This window comes from Lysinibacillus sp. Ag94 (assembly GCF_023242215.1).
Taxonomy (GTDB): Bacteria; Bacillota; Bacilli; order Bacillales_A; family Planococcaceae; genus Lysinibacillus.
In genome coordinates, this window is sequence record NZ_CP096780.1 from 2,133,408 (window position 1) to 2,148,618 (window position 15,211).

General features: G+C 33.8%; 22 protein-coding genes. 10 read left to right on the top strand and 12 right to left on the bottom strand.

The genetic code is table 11. The features are described from left to right. Positions 1-50: 50 nt before the first annotated feature. The 3 genes from MY533_RS09765 to MY533_RS09775 all read right to left on the bottom strand — a co-directional run bounded on the left by MY533_RS09765 (position 51) and on the right by MY533_RS09775 (position 1,528). Entirely contained in the window at positions 51-479 is a 429-nt protein-coding gene (locus tag MY533_RS09765; protein ID WP_248718958.1) for a GNAT family N-acetyltransferase, read from the bottom strand. A gap of 173 nt (positions 480-652) precedes the next feature. Beyond that, entirely contained in the window at positions 653-985 is a 333-nt protein-coding gene (gene csaA / locus MY533_RS09770; protein ID WP_248718959.1) for a chaperone CsaA, read from the bottom strand. Positions 986-997: 12 nt separating this feature from the next. Further along, positions 998-1,528 (bottom strand): hypothetical protein, encoded by a 531-nt coding sequence (locus tag MY533_RS09775; protein WP_248718960.1) that lies wholly within the window; start codon positions 1,526-1,528, stop codon positions 998-1,000. Between the two features lie 183 nt (positions 1,529-1,711). Here MY533_RS09775 and MY533_RS09780 point away from each other — a divergent pair, with 183 nt between their 5' ends. From MY533_RS09780 to MY533_RS09795, 4 genes are all read left to right on the top strand, one after another. Next, the gene (locus MY533_RS09780; RefSeq protein ID WP_248718961.1) at positions 1,712-2,449 is read left to right on the top strand and encodes a polysaccharide deacetylase family protein; all 738 of its coding nucleotides are present in this window, start codon (positions 1,712-1,714) and stop codon (positions 2,447-2,449) included. Positions 2,450-2,686: 237 nt separating this feature from the next. Further along, positions 2,687-2,791, top strand: coding sequence for an NUDIX hydrolase (locus MY533_RS09785; RefSeq protein ID WP_248718962.1), 105 nt, complete (start codon positions 2,687-2,689; stop codon positions 2,789-2,791). Positions 2,792-3,073: 282 nt separating this feature from the next. Continuing rightward, positions 3,074-3,772, top strand: coding sequence for a Type 1 glutamine amidotransferase-like domain-containing protein (locus MY533_RS09790; RefSeq protein WP_248718963.1), 699 nt, complete (start codon positions 3,074-3,076; stop codon positions 3,770-3,772). A 156-nt stretch (positions 3,773-3,928) separates the two neighbouring features. After that, positions 3,929-4,219: a DUF5316 domain-containing protein gene (locus MY533_RS09795; RefSeq protein ID WP_248718964.1), complete on the top strand. Its 291-nt coding sequence runs from the start codon at positions 3,929-3,931 to the stop codon at positions 4,217-4,219. 194 nt (positions 4,220-4,413) lie between these two features. On the opposite strand, the gene MY533_RS09800 is transcribed toward MY533_RS09795, so the two are convergent. Further along, the gene (locus tag MY533_RS09800) at positions 4,414-4,617 is read right to left on the bottom strand and encodes a YjcZ family sporulation protein (RefSeq protein ID WP_248718965.1); all 204 of its coding nucleotides are present in this window, start codon (positions 4,615-4,617) and stop codon (positions 4,414-4,416) included. A 268-nt stretch (positions 4,618-4,885) separates the two neighbouring features. Between MY533_RS09800 and MY533_RS09805 the strand changes: the two genes are divergently transcribed. Next, positions 4,886-5,170 (top strand): hypothetical protein, encoded by a 285-nt coding sequence (locus tag MY533_RS09805; protein ID WP_248718966.1) that lies wholly within the window; start codon positions 4,886-4,888, stop codon positions 5,168-5,170. Between the two features lie 477 nt (positions 5,171-5,647). Here MY533_RS09805 and MY533_RS09810 read toward each other — a convergent pair whose 3' ends face one another. After that, complete coding sequence (locus MY533_RS09810) at positions 5,648-5,953, bottom strand: DUF3784 domain-containing protein (RefSeq protein ID WP_248718967.1); 306 nt, start codon at positions 5,951-5,953, stop codon at positions 5,648-5,650. 1,063 nt (positions 5,954-7,016) lie between these two features. Here MY533_RS09810 and MY533_RS09815 point away from each other — a divergent pair. Continuing rightward, positions 7,017-7,361: a hypothetical protein gene (locus MY533_RS09815; RefSeq protein ID WP_248718968.1), complete on the top strand. Its 345-nt coding sequence runs from the start codon at positions 7,017-7,019 to the stop codon at positions 7,359-7,361. Between the two features lie 95 nt (positions 7,362-7,456). Here MY533_RS09815 and MY533_RS09820 read toward each other — a convergent pair whose 3' ends face one another. From MY533_RS09820 to MY533_RS09845, 6 genes are all read right to left on the bottom strand, one after another. Then, the gene (locus MY533_RS09820) at positions 7,457-7,882 is read right to left on the bottom strand and encodes a LysR family transcriptional regulator substrate-binding protein (protein ID WP_248718969.1); all 426 of its coding nucleotides are present in this window, start codon (positions 7,880-7,882) and stop codon (positions 7,457-7,459) included. After that, entirely contained in the window at positions 7,860-7,994 is a 135-nt protein-coding gene (locus tag MY533_RS09825; protein ID WP_248718970.1) for a LysR family transcriptional regulator, read from the bottom strand. The genes MY533_RS09820 and MY533_RS09825 overlap by 23 nt, the downstream gene beginning before the upstream one ends. Positions 7,995-8,156: 162 nt before the next feature. Beyond that, positions 8,157-8,324 carry a hypothetical protein gene (locus MY533_RS09830; RefSeq protein WP_248718971.1) on the bottom strand — a complete coding sequence of 56 codons (168 nt, stop codon included), beginning with the start codon at positions 8,322-8,324 and terminating at the stop codon, positions 8,157-8,159. Between the two features lie 18 nt (positions 8,325-8,342). Next, entirely contained in the window at positions 8,343-8,705 is a 363-nt protein-coding gene (locus MY533_RS09835; RefSeq protein ID WP_248718972.1) for an RNase A-like domain-containing protein, read from the bottom strand. 660 nt (positions 8,706-9,365) lie between these two features. After that, positions 9,366-9,680, bottom strand: a complete 315-nt coding sequence (locus tag MY533_RS09840; protein ID WP_248718973.1) for a hypothetical protein — start codon at positions 9,678-9,680, stop codon at positions 9,366-9,368. 837 nt (positions 9,681-10,517) lie between these two features. Beyond that, positions 10,518-10,898, bottom strand: a complete 381-nt coding sequence (locus MY533_RS09845; RefSeq protein ID WP_248719190.1) for a BRCT domain-containing protein — start codon at positions 10,896-10,898, stop codon at positions 10,518-10,520. Between the two features lie 310 nt (positions 10,899-11,208). Here MY533_RS09845 and MY533_RS09850 point away from each other — a divergent pair, with 310 nt between their 5' ends. After that, positions 11,209-11,682, top strand: a complete 474-nt coding sequence (locus MY533_RS09850; protein WP_248718974.1) for a hypothetical protein — start codon at positions 11,209-11,211, stop codon at positions 11,680-11,682. Between the two features lie 141 nt (positions 11,683-11,823). Here MY533_RS09850 and MY533_RS09855 read toward each other — a convergent pair whose 3' ends face one another. Continuing rightward, a complete protein-coding gene (locus MY533_RS09855; protein WP_248718975.1) occupies positions 11,824-12,324 on the bottom strand; it encodes a hypothetical protein in 501 nt (166 codons plus the stop codon). A 350-nt stretch (positions 12,325-12,674) separates the two neighbouring features. Here MY533_RS09855 and MY533_RS09860 point away from each other — a divergent pair, with 350 nt between their 5' ends. The 3 genes from MY533_RS09860 (at position 12,675) to MY533_RS09870 (ending at position 14,973) form a co-directional block, all read left to right on the top strand. Next, positions 12,675-13,106, top strand: coding sequence for a BrxA/BrxB family bacilliredoxin (locus MY533_RS09860; RefSeq protein WP_248718976.1), 432 nt, complete (start codon positions 12,675-12,677; stop codon positions 13,104-13,106). Further along, positions 13,094-13,882, top strand: coding sequence for a class I SAM-dependent methyltransferase (locus MY533_RS09865; protein ID WP_248718977.1), 789 nt, complete (start codon positions 13,094-13,096; stop codon positions 13,880-13,882). The genes MY533_RS09860 and MY533_RS09865 overlap by 13 nt, the downstream gene beginning before the upstream one ends. A gap of 329 nt (positions 13,883-14,211) precedes the next feature. After that, entirely contained in the window at positions 14,212-14,973 is a 762-nt protein-coding gene (locus MY533_RS09870) for an ANT(4')-I family aminoglycoside nucleotidyltransferase (protein ID WP_248718978.1), read from the top strand. The last annotated feature ends 238 nt before the right edge of the window (positions 14,974-15,211 follow it).

The following is a 15,211-nucleotide window of genomic DNA, read 5'->3' on the forward strand; positions in this document are numbered from 1 at the left end:
TCTAAATTTACCATAGCCTATGAATAAAGTAGCAGGATTGCCTTTGCTAATTACGTTAATACTAGATGAAGTATTGGATAAGGACGACCTGAGCTATCTGTTGGATCTTCACTAACAATAGTAAAACCATTTTTCAAATAAAACATCTTTGCGTTTTCATTGTCTTTGTTGACATCAACAGACCTTATATTAAACTCTCTAATAAGTTGTTGTATTAATTGTTTGCCATAACCTTTTCCAATCTCAGCAGGTTCTAAAAATAGCATTTCTAAGTGCTGATGATTGGTTCCTGAAAAACCAATCAATTCATTGTCCACATACCAAAGTCTCACATCAAGATGTGGGAAATACATAGGAATTTCCTGTTTAATGTCTTCCTTATCTTTTAAACTTAAAAAATCGTGGGTTTTAGTAACGGATCTATCCCAAAGATTTATAATAGTTTCATAGTCATTAGTTGTTGCTTGTCTGTTTTTCATAATGTTCGCTCCTTTTTTTCTTCATTATCACGCTCCTTTCTATTTTTTATTGGAAGATTTTAATGATGTAGCACCAATCATAATAAATTTTCATTTTCTAGGATCCTCTCGATTTAGGTCAAAGCTATTTTTGCCTGTGACACAGTTTCATTTTCTATCACAAAATCCTAGCATTAACTAATTTTAGTTCCGTTTGGTACAGGCTGATCAGGAGTTAATAAAATCACATCTCCTTCTACAGGAACGCCGCCAATTACTAAAACTTCAGATTTAAAGCCTGCCACACGACGGGGAGGGAAATTAACGATCGCTACTACTTGCGTATTCATAATTCCTTCTGGCGTATAGCGTTTTGTAATTTGAGCAGAGGATTGCTTGATGCCAAGATCTTCTCCAAAATCAATTTTCATTTTAATAGCAGGAACCCTTGCTTTTGTAAGTTCTTCAGCTTGGATAACAGTACCTATTCTAATATCAAGATTCATAAAATCTTCTATTGTTGCCATGGAAAATACCCCTTACTTTTCAATTTGTACAAAGTCATGTAAATTCATTTCGATCAAATTATTTATTTTTTCTATTGTAGTTGGATAAATGTTCTCGAATATTGCATATAGCGTTTCAAAAGAGGCATGAAGCTCTTTGTTATCATTTAATTCATCGCGAGTGATTGTAAAATTCTCTAATGTAGTAGGATGATTATGTTGTTTTAGTTCCTGTTCAATTTTCTCCAGGAGTAAAAGAAAAGGTTCATCATTAAAATATTTAAAACAGGCTTTGATCGCTGTCCAATTTTTAGGCTGAGCCATGAAATAAGCACTCCACCAATAAAATTCGATAAGAGATTTACTAATATGGTTATAATAAACGTAAAACATAAATAATGCTCGTTGGCCTTCCGTAAGTTCCTCATAAAAACGTTCTTTTACACCGATATTAGTTTCTTTGGACATCCTTACCTTATAAATCTGAATGAGCGGTTCAAAACACCTCTGACTTAGGTTGGAGCTGTTTAACTTTAATTCCTCTTCCTTTACCTTTATTATCAAAATAATCACACTCCTTCCAAATAATATAACATTTTTAAGAATAGAATGTGTAGCGTTATTTACATTCAAGTTGGATTGTTATTGGTTTTATATACAATTAAAAGAACAAAAATAAAAGCATTTTTTAGTTTAAACCTCAAATAATAATGATTAGAAATATTATTATTTGCAGGAGGTGAAAATTTGAGGAAATATTATCTGCTGATTGCATTATGCTTTTTCGGGTTATTTTTATTTTTTGTTAATGAAAAATCTTTTGCAGACAAAGGAAGGAAGTATTACGAAGAGGCAGGACAAATTTTGTGGGATATTAATACGGATGAAAAAGTGATCGCCTTAACCTTTGATGATGGTCCTCATAAAAAGTACACACCTGACATTTTAGATATATTAGACAAGTACAATGCAAAGGCTACATTCTTTATTGTGGGTGAAAATGCAGAAAAAAATCCAGAGCTTGCTTTACGTATACATGAAGAAGGTCACGAACTAGCCATTCACACATATACGCATCCTTTTAGAACGAATGTTTCCAATTTGATGAAAGAAATAAAACAAACACATGCAACAATTTATGGTATTACAGGTTATGTCCCTGTTTTATTTAGACCCGTTGAAGGCCAATACACGGATTCCATGATTGATGCAATATCAAAAGAAGGGTATAAAGTTGTCATGTGGTCATGGCATTTAGATACATTTGATTGGAAAAGTCCTGGAGAAAGGAAAATTGTCAATACTGTTTTAAAAGGTGCTAAGCCTGGAAGTGTCGTGTTATTTCATGATGGCGGTGGAAATCGTGAGCAGACTGTGAAAGCATTAGAAAAAATCTTACCAGAGCTTGATGAGCAGGGCTATAAATTTGTAACGATATCTGAACTACTCGAGATTCAAAAATTAAATAATAAGGATGGAAAATAAATAAAGGCAGGGCTCATTTTTTTATGTAATTTGAGTCTTGCTTTTTTGTATTTAAACCATTTATATATGAATAAATAATGAAATGAGGTTGTTTATGGTTATTTTTTAATTATAGGGAACTCCGAGGAAAGAAAATGATCGGGTATGAAACTCTATTGACTCTTGGCTGTGGAGCAATAATTTATTCTTTTACAAAAAGGGCTGACGTTGAATATTTGGGGAATCACAGGAGGTATCTTGGAAATCGGAGAAACTTTTGAGGACACTGTTAAAAGGGAAGTTTTTGAAAAAACTAATCTTATTCTGAACAATATTACATTGTTTGGCTTATATTTCTGGTAAAAATGATTTTGCAGAGTATTCAAATGGCGATAAAGTTTATAGTGTTCAACTAATTTTTTATTCAAGCGATATAAAGGTACTTTACAAATCAATGATGAAAGTAGCGAACTGAACTTTTATCGAAAGATGAAATACCTTTAAATCTTAATCCTCACCAATCCTCATTTATTAAAGATTGGAGAAATAGTATACCTACACCAGTAATAAAATGAAAAAGTTCTTATGCTAATGGGTGCGTTTTCTCAAGAAATTTTATACAATTTCAAAAAAGGGGTGGTAAAAATGAAACAAATTATTGCATTAGGAGGAGGAGGCTTTTCTATGGAACCTCATAATCCATTATTAGATACATATATTTTACAGCAATCTAACAAAGCCAATCCTAAGCTTTGCTTTGTTCCTACTGCAAGCGGAGACTCAGAAAATTATATTGCAAGATTTTATTCTTTTTTTAACGCACAACAATGTATTCCGTCCCACTTATCACTTTTTTCACCTCCAACTCGAGATTTAGAAAGTTTTATTATGGAAAAAGATATTATTTATGTTGGGGGAGGTAATACTAAAAACCTTTTAGCTTTATGGAAAGAGTGGTCGTTAGATAGTCTTTTAAAGGCAGCCTGGCATGAGGGAATCCTTTTAACAGGCATTAGTGCTGGTTCAATTTGTTGGTTCGAGGAAGGAATAACAGATTCATTTGGAGGAGAGTTAGAGCCGATAACATGTTTAGGAATTATTCCAGGAAGTAATTGCCCTCATTATGATGGTGAAGTCAATCGAAGACCAGCTTATCATAATTTGATTAAAGCTCGTAAACTATCGTCTGGAATTGCCGCTGATGATGGAGTTGCCGTTCATTTTATCGATCAAGAAATCCATAAAATCGTTAGTTCAAAACCTGATGGTAAAGCATATAAGGTATCCTTGGATAAAGATATCTATGAGCAAAAATTAGCTGTTGAATATTTAGGAAGTATATAACAACTTCAAAAAATTTAAAAAGCCTTATTTTCATTTTAGAAGAAAAACCATCCATACCTATTCTTAATGTGTATTATAAAAAAAGAAGAGATGATTACAAAAAAATAAAACAGAAAATGGTAATCGAACGTAAAATAAACGTAGGGGGGATATGGGGTGAAATATGTATTAATTGGTGTTTTCTTATCACTTTGCGGTGTTTTGATATCGATGATGTTATGGGGAATGGAAAAGATTTATTTAGTTTCAGGCGCGGTTGGCTGTATCTTCATTGTCATTTCAATGATTTTTTCAGGGTCTATGGTTAGTGGGGATCGGATGAGGGCAAATATTGCTACCGAAACAACAGAACATCGGGATGAACGCAATAAAATTACTTTAAATTCCTTATACATTGCTTTACCAAATATTATTGTAGCGGTTTTATTATATTATTTAAATAAATGATAAATAAAAGGTCACTCGGACAAAAGTGACCTTTTTGTTTTAACTGTAGTATGTTAGGCTGGTTAGTTATCCTTCTATTACTAGCAATTTGAAATTTAGCAACAGAGTTTATGGAAACGATTAATTGTGACAATGATAAATAGCATTAACTTTTTCATGATTCATCTGATTTAAAAATGAAAGTATTGGAAAAATTAATAGACGAATGTTGCGCCAACAATAATTAAAAGAATGAATAGAACGACAATTAATGCGAATGCTGAACCATGTCCTCTGCCATGACCATAACCATAGTATCCGCAGCAGCCACCGCCGCCATAGCTACCGCCGCCGTAACCACCGCTGTAGCCACCGCCATAGCCTCCGTAACAACAGTTATTTCCACCGTAATATCCCATGAAATATCCCTCCCTTCTACAATCTATAATATGTCTTGGTGTAGAAAGAAGGGGAGGTATTCATCTTGGTTTTACTCAGTTTGAATTAAAAATCCAAAAAATTAATAATGATGAATGACTGAATTCCAAAATGGGATAGCAATGAATAGTGTTCCTCAAAATTCTTAGGGGATAAAGAAGTAAGTAACATTTTTATAGAATAATAATTTTGAAACTATTACAAATGTCAATCGTATAAATAAGGAAGGCTCTAGGAGGTGATTGTACTATGTCGTTTATTGGATGGGCTATTCTAATTTTTTCAATTGTCTGCTATTTACCTTTCTTTATCTGGCTTTCTGCTAGGTATCTATATAACGGTGATCAATCAAAAAGAAAAAATAATTATTGGTTATTGTTGATGTTAACTGGATTATTAAATTCTTTGAATACTTTCTTGTTTAAGATTCAAGATACATATTTTTTAGCCGTAACAGTCATTTTCATTTTATTATTTAGCCTTTACATGTTTTCCGTTGTTCGTAGAGATAAAAGAAAAGAATCGTTTAGATAAAAGTGGTGGAATAACTAATGAAATGGTTTAGAATGTTACAATGTGTCTAAACATGTTCCCTTGAATATGGGCCTTGTCTAAATATTCAAGGGAATATTTTTATAACTTCTATATGTTTTAAAGTGGATCATCACCAAAATGTGTGGTTGATTTCCGTTCCGACTGAGCGCTTTGTTGCTGTCGCTTCGCTTTCGCACAGTCAAAACATTTGTAGCTGCCGCTTCGCTTTCGCTACAGAAAACATTTGGTGCTGCCGCTACGTTAACACTACGCTTTCGCTTAGAAAACATCCGCTACGTTGCAGGGTCTCGGGCCAACACGATGTTGGTCACGAAGGCGTTATCACAGGATGTGATGCTTTTAGCCTTCGTTCCTCTATTGCTGATCCCCGAGGAGTCGCCCAGTCGGAACGAAGGTCAACTATTTACAAAGTAGACGTTTTAACAAAAGTCATCCACAACATTTGGCAATGAACCTTTATAGTGGTTTATTAATTATTTGTTTCCAGACCAAAGTGGCTACTGTTCCTAGACATATACAAACGGCATATATAATAGCACTAATGAGGCCCAAAAATTCTAGTTTAAAAGGTAATAGTAAAGTAGTGATACCTACTATGTATGAGAAAACACCAAATAGCTTAGCTAGTTTATCTTTATCACCAATAAAACAATCTTCTTGGTAACCCGCAATAAGCCACAGTTTCTTTTTAATATGGATCAGATAACCTATAAAAATAATAATTAAAGCAACAACAAAACAAGTAATATATCCAGCAATCATTTTTGGTCACCTCACTAATGTTTGTTCTAATAAATATACGAATATAATAAGAAAAAGGTTTTCCATATTATTACTTGAATAATTTATTAGATAGCTATAGACAATAACATATAAAATCTAAGATAACACATCGGATTATGCTTATATATTTATCAGTATAGTTATGAAAAAATAGAGGAAATCACATAACAATAAACGATAATTAAATAAGGGTCACTCGAACCAAAGCGACCCTAAACCACAAACTAGGAGGTGCAAAGCTAAGTTAGCTTTACACTACTATTAATATGACTTAGTAGCTATGTTTGTATAGTGAAATGCCTGAGAATAAAATTAAAAAAATAATAATCTAACAGGTGAAGTTTTAAAATGTTGTATCAATCACTTTCTCTACATGATTTAGAGGCTAAAAGTAATCAGTATAGCTGGTAAAATACTATTAGAAGTTGCCTATGTATGAAGCTATAGTCAAATGCAACTCATAAATAAGAAGGTTTATTACTTAACGCTGCTTGTAATAGTAAGTGTATTAACTCATGGTCATTAATTAAATAAGGTATTTCTTCCGGTTCAACCCAAATACGCGAAATTGTTTCATGTTCTCGAAGGAATGGTAGGCATTCTTGAATTCCATACTATAAAACATTTGATATCCGATTAAAGGGTACTTACTATTAGCATTGAATAAGGGGTTCTCTTCGTGACTGACTTCAATTGCTCCCAAATAATTGATCGGCCCCTTAACATAACCTTCTCTCCTTTTTCAATATGTCCTCCGGGAAAGATAAATCCTCTCCCGTCTACATGAACTAACAAAACATTCCCTTTATAAAAACAAACGCCATGTACACTTGTTACTTTGCTGACATCGTTAATACTATGATTTTGAACCCATGTCAGTTTAAGTTGATGTCCGCTCCAGTTTACATAAATCTTGTAAAACTAAACAAAAATACAAAAAGCGACACATTTAACTAGGTGTGGCTTTTTCTTATGCATTTACTAGCTATGAATAGAAGAGATGGGGCAATCTTAATGCCATCTAATTAAGGTGCAGCCATATTTGTCATCAACTTTACGCAATGAAAGAGGTGGTACGATGCAAATAACAGATGGTACATGGATATTTGATTCGGAAACGATCGATGAAGCGGCAAAAAAATTACAACGAGATGAGCAGGAAAGGGAGATGTTAAATGCTTTTGCTCGGTATGCTTATCTTCGTTACAAGCAGATTAGAGATTGTGTAAACCCTCGAAAATGTAAATACATGAGAATCGATCAAGTGCGTGAACAATTAAAATCACCAGCCAAAGTACAAAAAGTTAGTAGTTTATTCAATATTTCAGAAGAAGAAGTGCATTACATTGTAGATTTTGTGAAAAAGTATTTGAAGTATGTTAAATAAAACAAAGTCTCCCGGTCAAAAATTTCAACCGGGAGATATTTATTTTACATAGACTATCAGTTCTTCATCTAAGCGCCAGATCCTTATGTAGTTCATTAACTGTGGCGAATTTTTCTGCTGGATCGGTGATAAGTTTCATCTGTAAATAATTTTAGAAATTTCATTGCGTGCTTTGCTAAATATCGATCTTTTGACCAAACAATATTCGCTTTTGATTGGATAATGCAATTAGAAAATTTAATAATTCGAATACCATTAATCGGGAATTTATCGAGACTGTTTTTTGGTAAAATGGTTACCCCTAAACCTTCGTTTATTAAGGAAATAACCATCGCAATATCAATGCACTCACAAATGATATTAGGCTCGAAACCGTGACGTTTAAATTCATCCATTATAATGCGAAATGTACTACAACTACGATGACGATAAAACGAAAGAAACGGTATATCCTTTAAGTCTTCTATTTGAAATGCTCTGCTGTTTCGATCTAATAGTTTACAATTTAATTCTTTCTCCAACTTTCAATTGATTGCTAAGTGACGGTTGTGCTATATGCAGTCTTTTGGCTGCTTTCGTAATTTGTTTTTCTTCAACAATTGTAATGAAATAATTTAATTGTCTTAAATCCATATCTTTCACCCCTATACTTAAACCTAAATAGTTTATGGAATTTGTATACTTAATCTGTATAGTAACATTTTCTTGCGTAATTTCATTATATTTGTTAGGTTTTTTAGATTTTAAGTTAAATAAGCTATGGAAACCTAGAATTAACAATGATTTTACGAATTATCAAATAGCATGTCCTTTTTGGAAATGATATAACAAATAAAGTACGAGTATACTTTCCTCTTTACTTAATTTTCGGTGATCAATAACTACATCTTCTATCAACTCCCAGCCAATACCCGGGATAAAATGTGCGTCTATAAAATACTTTATTTCTTCTATATCTATCATGTTAGCGACTCCTTTTAGCTAGTATTCAATTAATGGTGCAGAAAAAATTATATAAAATCCTTCGTCATGCAAACTAGACTTTTCCAAAATGAGGTAACTCTTTGTTAAGTCAGTATATTTTTGCTTGCTCTTCTTTGAAATACCATAGCCTATAGGGAATTGGTGAGTGAACTCTAATCTCATACGTCTATGTGATTCACCGGAATCTTGCCATATCCATTCTGCGATTTCTTCGCTATGCATCACTAAATTTTCATTTATAGCCTTTATTGCTATATCTCGATTATAAAAACAAGTGATATCAGTAAATGTAATTCTTAATTTTCTTTCAAGTTCTTCATCCGTCAATTTATAAAACATTATTTCATTGTTTGATATCATTTTTTCTCTCCCTTTAAAACTAATTGAAGAATATGTTAATAAATAAAACATAAAACTTCAACGGTTGAAATTATTATTCTGCATATATGTATCCGTCTCCTAAAGAGTCTACTTGGCGTAGCATGCTACAGTGAGAAATTTGGTGAACTGACAGGGGCCATTACAGAAGTCCATTGGCTATTGCAAAGTGATGTATTTCGCTGATTTGAATATACAGATTTCACTGATTGACCACCCAAAAACCATCGTACTCTGTCCTGTTTATCTAGGAACATGCAGCTGCAGGACAATACGTTTTGCATCGTCTTGATCAGCACAAAGGGATGAGAGGTATTGTCTAAGCAAGAGGGTGAAAAAATCATCTCTATTATTAAAAAAAGCGGAGGAACAGGTAAATGAAATTTAGGAAATGGTTATCACTGTCTCTGGAGCATCGGTTAGTAATGTCAGTAATGCCGTTAATACTAAAAAATGTTTTAGGAGGTAAATCTAAGATATGGGGGTGATAAGGCATTATAGGAAGCGATCGATATCATAAACGTTTAAACGGCCTGAGCCCTTTTAGAATTTAGGGCTCTAGTCGTTTAACACGTTTTTATTAATTCTACTATTTACTTGACGGGGTGCAGTTCACCGTCTTGGTAATTTTGTAATTTATAATTAAAATTCTACATAACCTTCATCGCTGTCTATGTCAAGATAATAAAATTCTTGTATACCATGCTTTTCCTTCAAATATTTCTTTACCATTTCTATATCTTCTCGAAAAAAAGGGAAAGGACTAGAAAAAAAAGAGATTTTAGATTTTGATTCTTCATATATTTTTCCTTCAAATATTTCTTCATTAAGACGAATATCAATATAGTGACCACTGTAGGCTATTTCATATGTTCCATCTTCATTTAGCCCACACTTGTTTTCAAATGGAATAAACGAAATATCATAAGTTCTTTCCTTCGTAATTAGTGTTTCCATGTTATGTAAACTCCTTGTTATAAATTTATGTACAAATTACATTTTTATAGATTATTACTTGCCGAAATAAAATCGTTCTCGATTATAAACTTAATATTGATTAAAGTTTGCTTTTACGAGAATTGGAACACAGGCAGTACATAAAGTTTTTTACCTTGTTCATTTGATATTCTCGGAATAGGGGAGACATTCGACCCTGATGCCTACTATGTAGTAATACATGTGCTAACTCATGGCAAAAGTCCTGCTAACGTTGATGTACCGTAAGTTGCTTATTCAAAAACATATAGGCGTGCTCTCTTAAATGAGGGCCTGGCTCGCATCACTCCAGTAATACAATTGAATTCAGCTTTTTCTTTAAAATTAAGGTGGCTCTTAAATGTCAAAGTGCGTAGATAGCTTCTGAATAAATTCTTCTTTATGTGTTGTGTAATACATTTTTGATCTTGGTCTATTTTCAGAAGCAGGTATAATATGAGCAATCCTAGGTTTAGTTGTGGGAGTTCTACATATCATACAGTAAATCCAGCTATTTGTAAGTCTTTTTTTACAGTACTAGAAAAATCTACCCCAAAAAAAGTACTTATCTCCTTTAAACTTTATTCATTATAAATACTTGACAAAAGTTAAATTGAATAATTTAAACTTTAAGAAAATATTAATAAATAAGTTACATGTACATATATTTATTCCTTATGACTAGGGAAAAGAGTCAAGCTTCTTGGAATTCAAGAAGCTATTCTAGCTTTTTTTTGACACTCGGAGAATTTTGATTCATAAAAACTTGGTGCATAATTTATAGCATTAATAAAAAGTCATGTTCACTCACAATCTCTATTACTTGGACACCTTCAATTTTAATTGCTCGACTTTTTTCATTTTAGAACTTTTTATTCCATCTTTAAATCTACTTAGATCCTGATTACCGACAATTAAGAAAGATGTAGATTTATTAATGCTTTTGTCAAATTTACCGCCTACGTCGATAACTTTTTGTGCGGCTTCATTCCTTACCATTGATTGTAGAGTACCCATGAATACCATCGTTTTGTTAATAAACGGATGATTTTCGTCGAATTTTGTATTTGTAGTTCCTATTATTTTTGGTATTGATTTCGTTTTACAGGGTTTATAGCCATCAGCAAAGTTTTGACCCATTCTGAAATGGGTTATATTTGGTAAATCATCAAAAGTAAATGTATTGGATTCTTTAAACATCTGTATCAAAACATTCCCACAAGCAATAGCATCCTCTAAAACATTATGATGGCTAAAGGTGAAATTACACTTATCCGCTAAAGTGTTCAATTTGTAATTGAAGAGTCCAGGCCATAACTTTTTTGAAATCAGGTATGTACAAGGATTGCTGATTTCGGTAGTTAAAAGAACTTTATGAGTTATAAAAAGACCAGTATTTTCTAGTAGTTGATATATAGTATGACAACAATCTATGGTATAGTAACTGTGGATTGTTGTAATAATTTATCTAGTACAACCAAACGCAAATTGGGGTAAAGGGGAATTATTTATGGCTTTATTAAAAGATTATTTTAGTCAACCTAGTTGTGAAGTTGAAATAAATTTAAAATTAGTTAATGATGCGAGTGTAGAATTCCACATTCATTTCCGCTCTGGTCCTGCTTTTCCAGAGGTGTATACAGAAATCGTTTGCTTAAAGAGAGATTTCTTAAAGTTATTAGATGATTTAAAACAAATCGATATTATGCATCTAAGTATGCTAGAACCTCATGATCCAGGCTTGTGTATTTATCATATTCCTCTATTTGGAAATTATTATTATCCTGGACATGGTTTTCTTCAAGTGCCCGAACATGAAAGGGATGAATGGGAGCTTTATTATAGATTAATTTTTGTGTTAGATGCAGGGGAGAAGAATAATCATAGTGCATCAGAAAGTGGTCCTGCACTATGTCTAAGAGTAAAAATGGAACAAATTAACGAATTTGTAGACAGTTTAAAATCAGAGGTAAATAGTATTTGAGTTTATAAAGAAATGACTGGTGTAGTATAACTAAATACAACACAGAACGTTAATCAAGCCCTGAAAACACAGGTTGAAGAATTACTATTAAGTCATAAAAATAATCATGTGCTCATATTTTGACCCTAGGCTAAAGATTTTTCAGTTCATGGAATTAATTATCTTCATGATTCCATTCACATTAATCGTTTCATTGCTTGCTTTATCTAGAATAAATGTGTATTCGAAATCATTCACCGCAGTTCTATACGTTATAAAGCCATCACTTTTGAAATAAATCATTTCCTGACCATTTCCCAAATGAACTTTCTTTGCATCGTTTGGATATGACATATCATTATCGTTAGGTATGATAGCTAAAGTGTAATGTTTTTTCCCGTTGTTTTCATCTAAATAATATATAGTTAATTGTGAACTCTTGTGGTTAAATGATGCGAAAACATGTGTAAATGAAATTGGGGGAAGTCGAGTAGGTAATGGAATGTCCTTTATAAAAGATGCCTTCCCCTCTTGAATAGCTTTGTTCACCTCAGTATATTCTCCATTTTCTAAATATATTTTTTCTAAATCAGTCGTAATAGCATATGCATTACTCATTTGAAAAGTTAGAATCAAAAATAGAAAAAAGCATATTTTTTTCAATTAAAATCTACCTACCTCCGGATTTATTTTATATATTACTTTTCCTAAAAAAGAAGGAATTATGTATTTTTAACTATGCCTTCAACATTCTCTTATTGCTTTTCCAAAATTCTTATTTGAACTGTTAAAATAAATGGAGTGATTGCTACAATAATTAAAACCCTAACAATAAAATCCATTATTTGGTGTGTAACAAGTGTTTAATAAATCAATCCAAAGTCATCAAAATTACGAAAAAGTCACTTTTCTCCGGAAAACCTATGAAATCAGGCAAAAGGCAAGTCTTTGTACATTCGTGAGAAACCTTGCTATAATAACCTTTGCGAATACATATGAAAGAGGGTAAAAGCATGAACGCTTACGATGAATATATGAAACAGGTAGTGAAACCGATGCGTGAGGAGTTAGTAGGGGCCGGATTTACGGAGCTTACGACGGCTGATGCGGTGAATGAGTTTATGGTGGAGGCGAAGGGGACTTCGTTGGTTGTGATTAACTCGGTTTGTGGCTGTGCGGCTGGATTGGCGCGTCCGGCTGCTCGTGAAGCGGTAGAGGCAGTTAAGCCTGATAATCTTGTGACTGTTTTTGCGGGTCAGGATCCTGAAGCGACTGCTGCGATGCGTAGCTTTTTTGAGGACGTACCACCAAGTTCACCATCAATGGCAATTTTAAAGGATGGGCAATTGGCATACTTTATTCCACGTGAACAAATTGAAGGATTCCCTGTGGAGCAAATTGTTACACATTTAACAGGTGTTTTAGAGCAAACATGCGAGAAGTAAAAACGATTGTTACAACAGCGGGCAGACCAGACGATTTATCGTTGGGGCTCGCTGCTTTTGCGTGTAAACAATTAGATGCATCGTTTGAGCCGAGAAAAAAGCGTTCTGTTCGGAAAATCTCTCAGGAGTTGCATGCACATGTAATCGTTGCTGGGAAAAATCGTTTTGAGTATTATGCATTTGGTGCAAATGAGCCGTTTTTCTTCCATCCGAATTCAGCAGCGTTTCGCTTAAAGCGTGTAGCTCGTGGGGAAGCGGAGCCGTTTTTGGAAGCGGCACAGCTTAAAAAAGGAGATTCGGTGCTTGATTGTACATTGGGACTTGCCGCGGATGCTATGCTGGCGGCATATACAGTTGGCGAAGCGGGACGAGTTGTTGGACTAGAAGCGAATCCTAATGTGGCCTTTATAGTTGAGCAAGGAATAAAATCCTACGATACGACTAAGTTGCCGTTAACTACATGTATGCGTCAAATTGAAGTGGTGCAGGCTGAAGCAGCTAACTATTTGAAAACTTTGGCGGACAATACTTTTGATGTCGTGTATATGGATCCGATGTTTGAAGAAATTATTGAAGAAGCCAATAATTTTGAAGCATTACGCTTAGCTGGGGAACATGTGACATTAACGGATGAATGGGTAAGTGAGGCGAAACGAGTGGCGAGAAAGCGAGTAGTGTTAAAGGCACATTTTCGCTCAGAATGGTTTGCCAAATATCATTTTCAGCAATACGAACGACCAACTGCGAAGTTTCATTTTGGCGTTCTAGAGAAGTAAATAATGATTGTTTTTTCAAGAGGCTTGTTCATTTTGAACGGGTCTCTATTTTTGCTGTGAATATGGTAATGTGAAACAGTATTGGTTGTTACTGATTTACATGTTCTTTAATTAGCTAAAAGGGATAGTTATATTTTGTAGAATATTTAAATTAGCAAAAGAAGGATGCATATCATTTGACGGGATGTAGGATGTGTATCAACCAGATAATGAATGTTTATGCGGAAAGGTGGTGTTGTACATGACAGCAGATAAGATTCCTCGTTAAGCTCGTGGTCCTCCGCAGCCAATTATAATCTCATTTAAATAATTAACAAGGAGAGACAAATATGATTGGTCCGGAAAACGTAACGAGAGAAAAAAGAGTGGAAATTGCATATTCAATTGCAAATCAAGTTTTAGAGAGATTTGGTTCAAAAGTTCAAGCAATTGGACTTTATGGTTCGGTAGCACGAAAAACAGATGGACCATTTTCAGATATAGAAATTAAATGTATTTTAAATGCTTTAGATGAAAGCTTTAGCTATGAATGGACGGCAGGGGACTGGAAGGCAGAAGTGAATTTTCATAGCGCAGAAGATATTATCGAAGAAGCGACGGCAGTTGATGAAGAATGGCCGCTGACGCATGGACAATTTTTCAACATTCTACCTATTTATGACCCAAAGGATTTTTTCACTGAGCTTAAAGTAAAAGCGAGCTTGGTCGATAGCTTGATGTTTAAAGAAGCCATTTGTCGAACATTAGTGGAAGAAATGTATGAGTACATGGGGAAATTAAGAAATATTGAAGTGCAAGGTCCTAATACATTTTTACCGATTTTAGCGATGAAAATTGCAACAACAGGCGCGATGATTTTAGGTTTACACCATCAACGCTATTTCACAACTTCTGCGCAAGTGCTACCTGAGGCATTGACGTTTACAGATCAACCGGAGGGGTTTGATGTTCTTTGTGAGCTGGTGATGTCTGGACAGCTGTCGAATCCACAGCAAATTATCACAGTCTGTGAAAATTTTTGGCATGCTTTATTAACATGGTCTACTCAACATGGGTATTCTATTGCATGTTCAGCTGTTATACCTTGGTAACGTAAAATGAAATATTTACTTTTTTGCAACTTTGTGATATAATATGAACCGTGCTATTTTAGGTGGCATATTTACGTAATCTGGAATTCTGCTTTTTGTTTTTGAAGATACTTATTCACACTGGCGCATGCTTTGGGGCTGCAAGGACGCAAAAGAAGGTTGGGTTTGCGTTGCTTAAGTTAGAAAGCACACAGTGGAATTTTACCGCGGTGATGAAACTAAATGTTTCAATATAATA

Coding starts and splice junctions, on each gene's coding strand:
- MY533_RS09765 (WP_248718958.1), bottom strand. CDS start 479: ATGAAAAACAGACAAGCAACAACTAATGACTATGAAACTATTATAAAT.
- csaA (WP_248718959.1), bottom strand. CDS start 985: ATGGCAACAATAGAAGATTTTATGAATCTTGATATTAGAATAGGTACT.
- MY533_RS09790 (WP_248718963.1), top strand. CDS start 3,074: ATGAAACAAATTATTGCATTAGGAGGAGGAGGCTTTTCTATGGAACCT.
- MY533_RS09800 (WP_248718965.1), bottom strand. CDS start 4,617: ATGGGATATTACGGTGGAAATAACTGTTGTTACGGAGGCTATGGCGGT.
- MY533_RS09805 (WP_248718966.1), top strand. CDS start 4,886: ATGTCGTTTATTGGATGGGCTATTCTAATTTTTTCAATTGTCTGCTAT.
- MY533_RS09810 (WP_248718967.1), bottom strand. CDS start 5,953: ATGATTGCTGGATATATTACTTGTTTTGTTGTTGCTTTAATTATTATT.
- MY533_RS09825 (WP_248718970.1), bottom strand. CDS start 7,994: ATGGATTTAAGACAATTAAATTATTTCATTACAATTGTTGAAGAAAAA.
- MY533_RS09830 (WP_248718971.1), bottom strand. CDS start 8,324: ATGATAGATATAGAAGAAATAAAGTATTTTATAGACGCACATTTTATC.
- MY533_RS09835 (WP_248718972.1), bottom strand. CDS start 8,705: ATGATATCAAACAATGAAATAATGTTTTATAAATTGACGGATGAAGAA.
- MY533_RS09840 (WP_248718973.1), bottom strand. CDS start 9,680: ATGGAAACACTAATTACGAAGGAAAGAACTTATGATATTTCGTTTATT.
- MY533_RS09845 (WP_248719190.1), bottom strand. CDS start 10,898: ATGTTTAAAGAATCCAATACATTTACTTTTGATGATTTACCAAATATA.
- MY533_RS09850 (WP_248718974.1), top strand. CDS start 11,209: ATGGCTTTATTAAAAGATTATTTTAGTCAACCTAGTTGTGAAGTTGAA.
- MY533_RS09860 (WP_248718976.1), top strand. CDS start 12,675: ATGAACGCTTACGATGAATATATGAAACAGGTAGTGAAACCGATGCGT.
- MY533_RS09865 (WP_248718977.1), top strand. CDS start 13,094: ATGCGAGAAGTAAAAACGATTGTTACAACAGCGGGCAGACCAGACGAT.
- MY533_RS09870 (WP_248718978.1), top strand. CDS start 14,212: ATGATTGGTCCGGAAAACGTAACGAGAGAAAAAAGAGTGGAAATTGCA.